Origin of the sequence: Bacillus infantis NRRL B-14911, from assembly GCF_000473245.1 — a bacterium.
Lineage (GTDB): Bacteria > Bacillota > Bacilli > Bacillales > Cytobacillaceae > Bacillus_AB > Bacillus_AB infantis.
On record NC_022524.1, the window covers coordinates 783,771 to 797,155 of the forward strand.

Annotated in this window: 10 protein-coding genes; 9 read left to right on the top strand and 1 reads right to left on the bottom strand. The window is 45.0% G+C overall.

What is annotated here, in order from left to right; translation table 11 throughout:
• The first annotated feature begins 154 nt into the window (after positions 1-154).
• Complete coding sequence (locus N288_RS04165) at positions 155-2,197, top strand: DUF4179 domain-containing protein (protein ID WP_009791992.1); 2,043 nt, start codon at positions 155-157, stop codon at positions 2,195-2,197.
• 85 nt (positions 2,198-2,282) lie between these two features.
• Positions 2,283-2,726: an NUDIX domain-containing protein gene (locus N288_RS04170; RefSeq protein WP_009791991.1), complete on the top strand. Its 444-nt coding sequence runs from the start codon at positions 2,283-2,285 to the stop codon at positions 2,724-2,726.
• Between the two features lie 137 nt (positions 2,727-2,863).
• Here N288_RS04170 and N288_RS04175 read toward each other — a convergent pair whose 3' ends face one another.
• The gene (locus tag N288_RS04175) at positions 2,864-3,433 is read right to left on the bottom strand and encodes a TetR/AcrR family transcriptional regulator (protein WP_022543425.1); all 570 of its coding nucleotides are present in this window, start codon (positions 3,431-3,433) and stop codon (positions 2,864-2,866) included.
• A gap of 264 nt (positions 3,434-3,697) precedes the next feature.
• On the opposite strand from N288_RS04175, the gene N288_RS04180 reads away from it, so the two are divergent.
• The 7 genes from N288_RS04180 (at position 3,698) to N288_RS04205 (ending at position 13,153) form a co-directional block, all read left to right on the top strand.
• Positions 3,698-5,641 (top strand): efflux RND transporter permease subunit, encoded by a 1,944-nt coding sequence (locus N288_RS04180; RefSeq protein WP_009791989.1) that lies wholly within the window; start codon positions 3,698-3,700, stop codon positions 5,639-5,641.
• Positions 5,641-7,470, top strand: a complete 1,830-nt coding sequence (locus N288_RS04185; RefSeq protein WP_009791988.1) for a hypothetical protein — start codon at positions 5,641-5,643, stop codon at positions 7,468-7,470. The genes N288_RS04180 and N288_RS04185 overlap by 1 nt, the downstream gene beginning before the upstream one ends.
• A 236-nt stretch (positions 7,471-7,706) precedes the next feature.
• Positions 7,707-8,306: a PucR family transcriptional regulator ligand-binding domain-containing protein gene (locus N288_RS25485; RefSeq protein ID WP_009791987.1), complete on the top strand. Its 600-nt coding sequence runs from the start codon at positions 7,707-7,709 to the stop codon at positions 8,304-8,306.
• Positions 8,284-9,270: a PucR family transcriptional regulator gene (locus N288_RS25490; RefSeq protein ID WP_009791986.1), complete on the top strand. Its 987-nt coding sequence runs from the start codon at positions 8,284-8,286 to the stop codon at positions 9,268-9,270. Before N288_RS25485 ends, N288_RS25490 begins: the two co-directional genes overlap by 23 nt.
• A gap of 117 nt (positions 9,271-9,387) precedes the next feature.
• On the top strand, positions 9,388-10,572 hold the full coding sequence (locus N288_RS04195) for a metal-dependent hydrolase family protein (RefSeq protein WP_009791985.1): 1,185 nt from the start codon (positions 9,388-9,390) through the stop codon (positions 10,570-10,572).
• Positions 10,573-10,591: 19 nt separating this feature from the next.
• Entirely contained in the window at positions 10,592-12,004 is a 1,413-nt protein-coding gene (locus N288_RS04200; protein WP_022543427.1) for a sodium:solute symporter family protein, read from the top strand.
• Between the two features lie 15 nt (positions 12,005-12,019).
• The gene (locus tag N288_RS04205; RefSeq protein ID WP_009791983.1) at positions 12,020-13,153 is read left to right on the top strand and encodes a M24 family metallopeptidase; all 1,134 of its coding nucleotides are present in this window, start codon (positions 12,020-12,022) and stop codon (positions 13,151-13,153) included.
• The last annotated feature ends 232 nt before the right edge of the window (positions 13,154-13,385 follow it).

Here is a 13,385-nt window from a genome sequence, read left to right on the forward strand (position 1 = left end):
GGCTCTTTTTGAGATTGGGCCAGGGGGTCTGTCCCCTTGGCTCTTTTTGAGATTGGGCCAGGGGGTCTGTCCCCTTGGCTCTTTTTGAGATTGAGCCAGGGGGTCTGTCCCCCTGGCTCACTAACAGGTATAATTAGGAAATAGAGGGGGGAACATGTTGATCATCCCAAATAAAGTGAATGCTGGTTTACCAGAGGATATTAGTAGAAACGATTTACTGTCGATTGTTGGTTGGTTCGAAAAGCATCAGCGGTCTTTTTATATATTAGGCTGGTCTTATCTTAGGAATCAGCAGCAGCTGGAAGAGCTTTTCTACCAGACTATATTAAAAGCACGGAAGGATTTTCCGAAAATAAAAAGCAAAACAACATTTGATATATGGGTAACAAGGGTTTTTATAGATAAGTGCCGTGAGCTTGCTGCAAGCGGGAGTATAGAAGCTTCAGAGGAAAGTGATGCGCATGAGGAACTGTTCAACGCGCTTGAACAGTTAAAAGGAGAAGAGAGGGAAGCGCTTGTTTTTACCTATCTGCAGGGACTATCCAGTGAGGAAACAGCCAGCCTTCTCCAGCTTTCCGTTAAAGAGGTAAAGGAGCTGCTGGTTTCTGGAATCCAGTCGCTCAGAAATGGACTTAGGTATGGGGAGCATTTTAATGGCTGTGCGGAGTACCAAAAGTTTTACTTAGATTATCTTGGGCGGAACATGGAGAGGCCGCTTAAGATTGATTTCGAAAAGCATATTTATCATTGCCCGGAATGTCAGGAGGATCTGGCTTCTTTTCAGGAAGCACAGCTGCATTTGACGAAGATCATGGAGGCGTTTCAAATTCCGGCCGGCTTTATGGAGAGCATTAAAGAAAGAATTGCCCAGACTGAAAACCTGAGGCAGCAAAAGAACAACAAACGTAATAGAATCGGATTTATTGCTGCAAGTGTATTGGCTATACTCATGTGCACTGGTTTCTTTACAGGGGCTTTCGCAAAAGTCTATTATTCCTTATCGGAGGAAAATCCAGAGCTCCGTCCTTTTCTGCAGGCGAAACTGGGTGAAAGGCTGAATTTGGTAGCAGAAAATAATGGGGTGAAGATTAAAATTAAGAGCGTGATCGCTGATGAGGTTCAGACGCTGATTTTTTATGAAATCGAAGATACGAAGAAAAACAATCAGTATATGATTAATTTTGATGATGGCGTTTATGTGGAGGATGAGCAGTCCATCATGAATGAGCAAATGTATCCTCCGTATAATCCCCCTGACCTGGAGTCGGATTTAAACAAGGAAGAACAGAACATCTATCATGGAAAAATCAGTCTGAGGCCGCTGCTAAAAGATAGCGGCACTGTCAAGCTGAAGATTACAAAGATGATGAAATTAACCCGCGGCTCCTCTGTCCGGGATACTTTTAGCGGAGGCTTAGAGGAGGCAAGAGGTGAGTGGGAATTTGAGATTCCTGTGGTCAAGCAGCCTTCCACCGAGTATGAACTGGAAAAAGACATAGAAGTTGAGGGTCTCCCAGTCCGGATGGAAAAACTGATTCTTACTCCGACAGCCACCCTTCTGCAATATAGCATGGGTTATGCACAGTCAGGAAAAAAGAGGATAGATAATATTGATTTTGCCAGTTTAGAAGTGAACAATAAAATATTAAAAGCGGATCTTTATGGCGGTGCCTCCTTAGGTTCATGGCATGGTTATCAAGCACAATTCGAACCTCTTTTTGAAAAAAAGGCAGGGAAGATTGAGGTGAAATTCAAGAGGCTGTATTTATCTTTTGATGATTATAAATCAATTAGATTGGACCCATCCAAGCAGTACCCGCAAACCTTTAACTATGCTGGCAGCAGGATTTCCATTGATAAGGTAGAGGTTGGCAAGCCTACCACTGTTGTCTTAAGCAATCATGACATTAAAGATCGCGCCTACGAGTCGTTTCACTTCAATATTGTAACGGAGAAAAGTGAAAATACTTCAATCGAAATGGACTCTGAAGGAGTCTACGTCGATAAAAGCGGGAAAAAATACGATGTTCATCAAATCACACCTGCTCTATACGAAAAGCTCGAGTACCTTCGCCATTTCTCTACCGTTGAAAGAGTCAAAATACAAGGTGATAATTTAGTTCCCCAAGCCCTTGAAATCTATGGGTACAGTACTACTAAATATTTGGAAGATGTTGTGAGGATATCTTTGGAATAGAGAGCCAGGGGGACAGACCCCTTGGCTCTTTTTTGAAACTGGGCCAGGGGGTCTGTCCCCCTGGCTCAAATAAGGAGAATGCCGAATGATTAGAAATGCTGTTGGGGCCATCGTATTTCAGGGAGAGGAATACCTTTTGGTTCATAAGGTTAAAAGAAGTGCTTTAAAAGCTTCGGAAGGACAAACGAAAGGGGAGTGGGATTTCCCTAAGGGCGGGGTCGAGGATAGCGATGAAAATCTTAAGGACGCGATATTAAGAGAGCTGGCAGAGGAAACAGGATCTGCTGAATATCGGATTATAAAGCAGCTACAGGAAAAGATCTGTTTTGATTTTGATAGAGAGTTTGCAAAGAAAACAGGCTGGAGCCGGCAGGAAACGGTGATGTTTGTTGTTGAGTATGTGGGGGATAGGTCTGATTTGAAGGCAGAGGACAGCGAGATTAATGAAGTTGAATTTGTTGGGAGAAATGAGGCGCTGGAGCGGCTGGCGCATGAGGAGAGTAAGGCGTTTTTTGCTGAGGTGTTTTGAGCCAAGGGGACAGACCCCCTGGCTCTTTTTGTGACCGGGCCAAGGAACCTGACCCTCTGGCTCAAACCGAGCCAAGGGACCTGACCCCCTGGCCCCCAGCCCAACCCCCTGGCCCAAAAAAAACCGCCCCTCCCACCTCACCGCACCCCCAACAACCCCCGATTAATCACCCCATTAATAATCTCCGCCATCTCCCTAGGATTGTGATCCATCCCATTATTAAGCCATTTCTTTATCGCATGAATGCTGCCGCTGATGATGAAGGTACTGAGGTATTCAGAAAGGTTTTCATCGTACGCTGTGTCGGCGAGCCAGCTGGTCATGAAGACCTGATGGGCGAAGTTGATGACTTTTGTTTCGAAGGTTGTGTTTGTTTTTTCGTTGAGGAGGGTGGTGCATACTTCGTGTTTGCTGGCGAAGTATTCGAGCAGTTTTTCGATCATTTGGAGGGCCTGGTCTTCTTTTTCGAAGTTGTACTGGCTCATATAGCCCTGCATGTCCTGGATGATTTCGTCTTCGATTGTGTCCAGGAGGTCATATTGATCGGTATAGTGGGAATAAAATGTGGAGCGGTTGATGTCGGCGAGACTGCAGATTTCTTTGACGGTGATATAGGAGATTTGCTTGTCCTTCAATAGCTTCATGAGGCTGTCTTTCAATACCATTATTGTATATTTTTTGCGTCTGTCCATTTTGGGAGAGGTCATAACCAGTTTCCTTTCTTTTTGCGTTTTCCAACACTTTTGATCATTGTGTTGGGAATACCACGGAAGTTAGATAACTGTTCGTTGAATAGGCAACACCGTGTTTATATAATGATAAAGTGTATAGAAAAAAAGGGCAAGAGAGGGTGAACACGCATCAATATTGCTGCACGAATACTTAAACATAAAAAAGCCGTTGCCATCACCTTTGCGGTTTTGACTGTGCTTTGCGCCCTGGCGCAGTTCACTGTGTCGGTGAACTATGATATGAAGGAATATCTGCCGGAGGACGCCCAGTCGACGAAAGCCATGGAAGTGATGGAGCGGGAATTTGAAGGAAATGTTCCGACGAACCGGGTGATGATGCGGGACATGACCATACAGGAAGCTCTTGCTTTCAAAGAAAAGCTGGCCGCGATTGACGGTGTATCTGATGTCATGTGGCTGGATGATGTGATCGACATCAAGGCTCCGCTTGAGATGGCGGACCCGAATACGGTAGATGACTATTACAAAGATGACTATGCCTTGTTTTCTTTCAGCATCCGTGAAGGAGAGGAAGTCCAGATCACCGATCGCATTTATGATCTCATCGGCAAAGACAATGCGATGGCCGGGGAATCGCTGAATACGGCCACCCAGCAGAAAATGGCCGGCACAGAATCGATGTATGCGGCCGCCTTCCTGGTGCCGATCATCATCATTATTTTAGTCGTTTCAACGACCTCATGGGTGGAGCCGCTGCTGTTCCTCACCGCCATCGGTGTATCGGTTCTGATCAATATGGGGACGAATATTTTTCTCGGGGAGGTTTCCTTTGTCACTCAGTCGGTCGCCCCGATCCTGCAGCTTGCAGTCTCGCTGGATTATGCAATTTTCCTCCTGCACAGCTTTAACGATTACCGGAAAAAGGTGGGAGACCCGCGGGAAGCGATGGAGCTGGCGATGAAGAAATCATTTTCGGCAATCGCAGCCAGCGCGTCCACAACCTTCTTCGGTTTCATTGCCCTATCATTCATGGAGTTTGAAATCGGGTCGGATCTTGGCATCAACCTGGTCAAAGGGATTTTACTGAGCTTCATCAGTGTCATGGTGTTCCTGCCGGCATTGACATTGCTCTGTTATAAATGGATCGACAAGACGCAGCATAAGCCATTGCTGCCATACATCCGCGGCAAGGGGAATTTTGTGCTGAAGTTCCGGGTGCCGGTCCTATTGCTTGTCGCCATCCTGATTGTCCCGGCCTTTCTTGCGCAAAGCAAGACCAATTTCACTTATGGAGTTGGAGAGCTGCCGGAAACAACCAGGGCGGGGAGCGATTTTGCGAAAATTAAAGAAGAGTTCGGGGAAAGCACGCCGATGGTCCTGCTTGTACCGAAGGGGGATACGGCCAAGGAAGAAGAGCTCGCCGGCGAGCTGGAGAAGCTTGACCATGTAACGAGTGTCATGGCATATGTCAACACCGTCAGTGCGGCAATCCCTCCAGAGTATCTTGACCCCAGCATCACCGAACAGTTCTACTCGGAAAATTACAGCCGGATCATCCTTCAGACAGATACAAAAACTGAGGGAGATGAGGCATTCAAGCTGATCGAGCGGGTCCAGGATACTGCTGAAAAACTGTATGGAGACAAGGTTTATTCAGTCGGGGAAAGCGTGACATTGTATGATATCAAAAACACGGTCAAAAAAGACAACACGCTGGTCAATCTGCTGACTCTCCTGACCGTCGCATTCGTCCTTTTCGTAACCTTCAGGTCGATCTCGATTCCGCTGATCCTGCTGCTGACCATTCAGACAGCCGTCTGGATCAATCTGTCGGTCCCTTATTTTACAGATTCTTCATTAGTATATGTCGGCTATCTGCTCGTCAGCATCATCCAGCTGGCCGCGACTGTCGACTATGCGATCCTGCTGACAGATGCTTATAAAGAGGACCGGCAGGAAATGTCTGCGCTGGAAGCAGTCAAGAAGACAATGGATGAAAAAATATTCTCGATCGGCATTTCGGCCTCAATTTTATCAAGTGTAGGCTTTATCTTATGGATTACGTCATCGAACCCAATCGTAGCTTCAATCGGACTGCTGCTTGGAAGGGGAGCGCTGCTGGCCTTGATCATGGTTGTGTTCTTCCTTCCGGCGTGCCTGCTGATCTTCGATAAACTGATCATGAAAACAACATGGAAAGCAAACTTTTATAAGGAGAAGTGATGATGAGGAGAATGAGAAAATTCTTGGCTGTCTTTGCCAGCATCCTAATGATGATGCCCGCCCTGCTCGTTTCGGCTGATACAGCGGGCAGCAAGTCAGGGGAAAAAGTCTCCCAGGAAACAGGAGAGCTTTCCTCAAAGGATGAAGTGGTGTATGCAAAGCTCAGCCCAGCCGGTGAAAATCAGGAAGTTTATGTGGTCAACATTTTAAATATTGAAGAACCTGGGGAAGTGACTGATTATGGCCCCTATACGAACCTGAAAAACCTGACGGATCTCTCGCCGATTGAGAAATCAGACGCAGCGGTGAATGTGACGGCTGAAGAAGAAGGAAAGTTTTATTATCAGGGTGATTTGAATGAGTCAGCCCTGCCATGGAATGTTTCCATTACGTATACATTGGATGGGCAGGAAACCGCACCGGAAGAATTGGCTGGAAAAAGCGGCCATGTGGAGATTGGGATTCAAACCTCCAGAAATGAAAGTGCAGAAGCTTCCTTTTTCGAAAACTATCTGCTGCAGATTTCTTTCCCGCTGAATGGGGAGAAATTCAGCAATATCGAAGCACCGGACGGGATGCTTGCCAATGCGGGGAAAAATAAGCAGGCCACATTCACTGTGATGCCGGAAAAAGAGGGAAATCTGACACTTGAAGCAGATGTGGCAGATTTCGAGCTCGAAGGCATTGATATCACAGCCATTCCGTCTTCACTCCCGATCGATGCACCTGACATCGATGATATGACAGGTGAAATGGATACACTGACAAAGGCGATCAAAGAGGTCAATGATGGAGTGGGGCAGCTGCAGAACGGCGCTTCGGAATTGCATAATGGCGCCGCTAAGCTCAGCGATGGCTCCAGGGAGTACCGTGATGGCATAGCGGCGCTCGATGGTTCCTCTTCCAAGCTGGTCAGCGGCTCAAAGAGCATCGAGCAGGCTCTGCAAAAGCTGAATAGCAGTCTGAGCGCTGGCTCTGGAGATATGGGCCTTGGCGATTTGAAAAAGATGCAGGATGGACTGTCCCAATCCGCAGCCGGCCTGCGGGAAGTGTCCAGGAATCTGTCAGAATTGCAGCAGGCCTTTAGTGCCTCTTACAATAGCTTGAATGAAGCAATGGAAGGCATTCCGAATCATGAGATTTCCCAGGCACAGATCGAGCAGCTGAAGCAGAGCGGGGCCGATCCGGATGTGGTCGCGCAATTGCTTGAGACTTATACAGCTGCTCAAAATGCCAAAGGAGTCTTTGCTGCTGGGCAAGGCAGCTTTGCCGCTGTCAGCGGGACCTTAGAGCAAGTGAGCGCGTCTCTTACAGAGATGGCCAAGAATCTTGACGCTATGTCTGCCGGACTCTCTCAGGCTCTAGCCAATTCAGATGCTGCCGATGCGATGGCACAGCTGCAGGCAGGCGTTAATGCCCTTGCCGCCAATTACGAATCCTTTCACTCGGGATTGGTGGACTACACCGGCGGAGTGAGCAGGCTGGCAGGTTCCTATTCTGAACTGCATAACGGCATTACTGGCGTCGCCGACGGAACAGGAGAAATCGCCAACGGCGCAGCCAGCCTTCATACCGGTACCACTGAACTTTATGAAGCAACCAGGGATCTGCCTGAACAAATGAAAGAAGAAGTTGAAGGCATGCTCGAAGAATATGACAAGAGTGACTTCAAACCGGTATCCTTCGTATCATCGCAAAACGAAAAGGTAAACTCAGTTCAGTTTGTGCTAAAGACTGAAAGCATTAAGCAGGAAGAAACGAAAGAAGTTGAAAAGCCTAAAGAAGAGCCGAAAGGGTTTTGGGCTCGTCTGAAGGCGCTGTTTTCATAGGAGTGAGCCAAGGGGACAGGTCCCTTGGCTCTTTTTGATAATGGGCCACGGGGTCTGTCCCCCTGGCTTGGAGTACTATCAAAATTTTTCCTCACATAAGCAGCCTGAGTTAAAAGTAAAGAGGTAATCTTCCAGAGAATGTAGAAATACTAAAATATAATTTCAGACACTTTTCTTCACATGCATTGAGATTTAAGTAGAGATCCTAATGGTCTAAAGATCCAAGGGGGTTATATATGATTACGGTGGGTGAATTTGCTAATGTGTTAGAAAAGGCTAATATTATGCTGGTTGGCGGCAGGAATAATGCGGATAAGGAGATAGGGTACCTAAGCAATTTAGAGCTTACTGAAAGAACGTCGCGGATTAAGGAAAAGGGGTTTATCATGACCACTTTTCACGCCTTCGAAGACGTAAAGCAAATTGTCAGCCATCTGGAGTGGCTGCAGAATATCGGAGTCAGTGCCATTGGTTTTCATATCGCTGCTTTGAAGAAGATTCCGTTCGAAGTTATCGAGTTTTGCAACATAAATTCTCTTCCCCTCTTTGAAATTCCTGAGGATGTACCATACTTCATTATTTATGAAAAATATAATCAGTTAGTGAATCAAAGAGAAAATGAAGATGTTACGAAAATATATAAACTGAATGAAAAACTGATGGAAATCGTGCTTTTAGAGAAAGATTTAAATTCAATTGTAAAGGTGATAGGAGAGCATATAAACCATATTGTTTGCGTCTTGGATCCTTATTTCGAGCTGATTGGCTATTGGAAAAAGAAAGAGCAGACCAGGAACGAAATCAGGCATTTGATTGAGCTTCATCGGCCAGCATAAAGAGAATGTATTAAAAGTGAGATTTACAAATCGAGAAACCAATATCACCGTCAAACAGGCAGGGAAAACTGCCGTAGATTTTAAAATATATCCTTTGTACTCAAAGCAGAACTTTCTGGGTTATATGATCATTTGCCAAAAGGGTATTTCAGACAGGTACTCGGAAGAGGTCATAAAAAATGGCCTGCGCGCTTTAAGTTTAGCGGCCTACAACAAAAATACACTATTAAACTATCAAAAGAAAAAGGATATAAAGTTATTTGAAAGCATTTTTCAAGGCGAGGCTGCAGGAATTGATCCTTCGGAGTTCTATATTGACTTAAAAAGGGTCACATGTATTCTTCAGATGCAATCGCATTACCTGGAAATGCTTCAATCAAAGCTGCAGATGCTTGCAGAGCTATTAAAAGAAAATGAGGCAAACTCGCGGATATGGATCTATAATGGGAAAATTGTGGCTGTTTTAGCATCAGATTTTGATAAAGAGACATTAACTCAGATTCTCAGGGATTGTTCACATGTCCGGATAGGCGTAAGTGCATTAGGCGCAGTCGGCACTATTGAGAGTATCCAAATCCTGTACAGCCAGTCAGCTACAGCTTTGACCCATTCTAAAACACATGAGTTACAGCTGTCATTCTGGGATGAGATGGGCATTGAAAAAGTAGGCTATAATCTCCATTCCCATCATCTATTCCCCCATTTTGATGAAGAAATACTTGGTCCTTTATTATCGTATGATCAAAAGAAAAATGCTTCATTAACAGAAACTCTCTATATCTATCTCAAACATTTCTGCAGCCTGCAGAAGGCAAGCAGTGAATTATACATACACCCGAATACAGTGAAGTACAGATTGCAGAAAATCAATGAACTTCTTCCTCTGGATATCCAAAACTCAACTCATTATTCCCTGCTCGTACTGGCCTTTTCTATATACTATTCTAAACAAAACAATGACTAATACCATTTGTTTATAAGAGACAATCTATGTCTCTTTTTTTGTTGGATCATGACAAGGTAATGGTTTAACTATATTGTTATAATTCTGAATAATCAAATTAAAAGGAGAGGGTTAACCATGACAGCAGATGGAAATTGGCTTTTGCAAAATGCCAGTGTTATTGATGGGACAAGCGATCAAGTTAAGGAAAATGTATTCGTCAAAATCGAAAACGGCAGGATAACAGAGGTCAATCAAGGCGAGCCGTCTAATACAGATGGGTTTGAAGTGATTGACTGTTCAGGGAAGTACATACTCCCGGGGCTTATTGACTGCCACGTTCATTTAGTGTGGAATGGCAGCGCCGATCCGCAGTCGGTTATTAAAAACGAAGAAAATGACAGAATCGCTCTGGAAGCCTATAAACATGCCTTGGACACACTCAAATTAGGCGTAACAACTGTACGGGATTTAGGTTCTCCTGACAGAACTGTGCTCCATGTAAGGAATATGATAGATTCCGGCTTACTAACTGGGCCATCTATTATTGCATCTGGCGCACCGATTTGTATGACAGGCGGACATGTATATTATCTGGGCTATGAATCAGACGGGGCAGATGAGGTCCGCAAGAATACGAGAAAGGTACTGAAGGAAGGTGCGGATCTGGTAAAAGTAATGGCAACGGGCGGGATTTATACCAAAGGTGAAGAACCGGGATCGGTTCAATTAACCATTGAGGAGTTAAGTGCTGCAAAGGAAGAAGCCTTAAAAAAGAACAAGAAAGTTGCTGCCCATGCAGATGGACTTGAAGGGATCATGAATTGCTTAGAGGTCGGAATCGATACGATTGAACATGGCATTTATGCGGACCGCCAGGCACTGGAAATTATGAAAAATCAAGGGACATTTTTAGTGCCGACCATGAAGGTAATGAGACAGCTGACCAGCAGTCCGGATATCCCGGATTATGCACTGGAAAAGGCGAAACAAGTAGTTGAACCCCATTTTAATATGTTAAAAGAGGCCGTCCAAATTGGCGTGAAAATTGCTACTGGGACAGACTGCGGCTCTCCGTTAACTCCTCCAATTTACTATTTTGATGAATTGGCGATCATGCAGGAGGCAGGGATGTCCCAGCTGGACGTCATAAAAGCTTCAACCAGCATCGCAGCAGAGTGTCTCGGAATCGAAGAGCAAACCGGCAGCATTACTCCAGGGAAGTATGCTGATTTGTTAATTGTAAATAAGAATCCGCTTGATGATCTAAACAGCTTGCGTGGAGAAAAGAAAGTTATGAAAAATGGAGTCTTCATTAATTAAACAATAAGAGGTGAGCGGGTTGAGTATATATTTAGCAGCTGTTGTTATCTATTTAATTTTAATGCTCTTGATTGGTGTGTATTTTGCCAAGAATTCAGTGAAGAACAGCGATGATTTTATGGTTGCAGGACGGAGCTTGCCTTTATTTGTTGTGATGGGGACACTGCTGGCCACATTTGTTGGATCAGGGACCGTGGTGGGCGGTGCCAGCTTTATCTATCAATACGGTCCATTTGCCGCTATTTTTAATCTGTCCGGCGGGATTGTAGGGGCAATCATCTTATATTTTATCGCAGGAAAGATCCGGCAGGTTGAAATCTATACTGTGCCGGAATTATTGGAGCGGCGCTTCGGAAAGGGAGCCCTCTATATATCTTCTATTATCATTATTTTTGCTTTTATTGGAATTACCGCTTATCAGTTCACAGGCGGAGCATATGTCCTGCAGCTGACTACCGGCATTCCTTTGGAGATTGGCGCCATTATTATATGTGCACTAGTCATCTTTTTGACGGTTAGCGGGGGATTGTTCTCTGTAGCTTATACGGATGCCCTTAGCGCCGTATTGATTATTCTCGGGTTTATTATAGGACTTCCTTTTGCTTTAAATGCCGTCGGCGGATTTGAGGGTCTGGCGGTATCCTTGCCGGAAGTGAATAAAAGCTGGAATGGCGGATTAACTTTTCCGCAGCTGATCGGCTACTTCCTGCCGCTGTTTTTACTCGTATTAGGGGACCAAAACATGTATCAGCGATTTTCTGCGGCGAAGGATCCGGATGTAGCCCGCAAATCGACGATCGGATTTATTGTTGGCTGTATTTTCGTCATCAGTTTGACCATCATGCTCGCTACAACCTCGATTGTTCTGTTCCCGGAGATTGCGCCTGACACGGCTATTCTGTCTCTGGCAATCGATGGAGTGCCAATGGTCATTGGGCTCCTGATTTTATGTGCGGCTGTTGCTTTTATTATTACCACAGCAACTTCTTATCTGTTATCTGCCTCCGGCAATATCATCCGTGATCTGATTCAGCGTTCTAGTAAAAATGAGTTCTCAGAAAGCAAATTATTATGGCTGAACCGTATCATTGTCGTGGTATTAGGTGTCCTTGCTTATGTGTTAGGCCAGTTCTTCCCGAGCGTATTAGCTATCCAGATGTATTCCTATACGATGTATGGAGCTTCTCTCACTCCTGCCATCCTTGCGACCGTCATGTGGAAAGGCGCCACAAAAGCAGGTGTGCTGAGTTCCATGATTGTCGGCGGTTTCGCAACCATGCTGTGGGAGATAGGGCTGGACAGGCCATTAGGCTGGAATAGTGTTCTTTTCGCCCTGCCATTATCGGTGCTGACTCTGATCATTGTCAGCCTGCTTACCAAAAACAAGAATGCTTCAGCCGACCATAATCAAACTGGCCAATATAATCTGTAAAAGGAGCTGCTAAACATGGATACATCCAAAAGGATAAAAAAATTGGGAAACTATATGGAGGAACACTCGATATCTGCTGCTTTTGTTTTTAATCCGGATCATCAATTTTACTTAACGGGTTTTAAAGCTTTAATTTATTCAAGGCCCATTATCTTTCATCTGCAGCATGAAAAACCGTCGATGATTGTTCCCGGGCTTGAGGAAACCCATGCAAAAGAAAGCGGAAGCATTGATGATGTGCTTGTGTATTATGAGCACCCAAATGCTGAAAGAGTGGAGAAAACACACGCCGAGTATATCCAGGTCTTGGCAAAGCAAAGTCCTGATGGGGCAAAGATCGGTGTGGATCTATCGTTTATCCCTGGAGAGATTCTTTTATCCCTCCAAGAACTAGGCTACCAGGTGGTGGATATCGGGGCAGTTATTTATAAAATGCGGTTTGTTAAAGATGCGGAAGAGATTCATATGCTTGAACAGGCAGGGCAATTAGTGAATCTTGCGGTAAGTAAATCATTAACGAGAATCGGCATAGGAGTAACCGAGATGGAAATCGACGCAGCGGGAAATGCGGCTGTTTTTGAAGCTGCCTCTACTCAATACCCTGATGCCGTCCTTGATCTAGTGGTGATGTCTCCCTCTGGATTAACAAGAAGCATTATGCCGCATGTGTTCTCTAATACCAGAAAAATTGAAGCAGGGGATGTTATCATCCATAGCAGGCAGGTTGGTCTGAATGGATACCGCGCAGAATTAGAGAGAACGGTCATCGTCGGAAAACCCACAGCAGAGCAGCAAAAAGCATTCGAAGCCGCTATAGAGGCACAGCAGCGTGCTATCGATTTTATTAAACCAGGTGTTAAATTATCAGAAGTAGATAAAGCCGCCCGCCAGGTATTTGAACAGGCAGGGCTCGAAAAATTTGCCATCCACCGGACCGGGCATGGTATTGGCGTCTCAGCGCATGAACAGCCATTCCTGCGGTATGACCACCATGAAATTGTGGAAGAAGGCATGGCCTTTTCAATTGAACCGGGAATCTATATTCCTGGTGTGGGCGGCTTCAGGCATTCCGATACGGTTTTAATCACATCTGATGGCTGCCGATTGATTACGGAATATCCGCGTGATATGGAGTCTTTGCTTTTTTAATCTGGGACGAGGGCTGTCAGGAGGAAATATTGAAATAAATTGGTGAGTTGGTAGATTATTCAATGAATTGATTAAAATAAAGTGGAAAGTTGGTAGAATAAGCTGTAAAGTTGGTAGTTTATTGGACCAATTGATTAGATTAGCAAATACGAGATACTGAAATTGAACGCTTTATGTGGCCAGGTGAACTTAGGAAGAAAGGTATCTCCGCTAATTAAAATTTCCGGCTAAG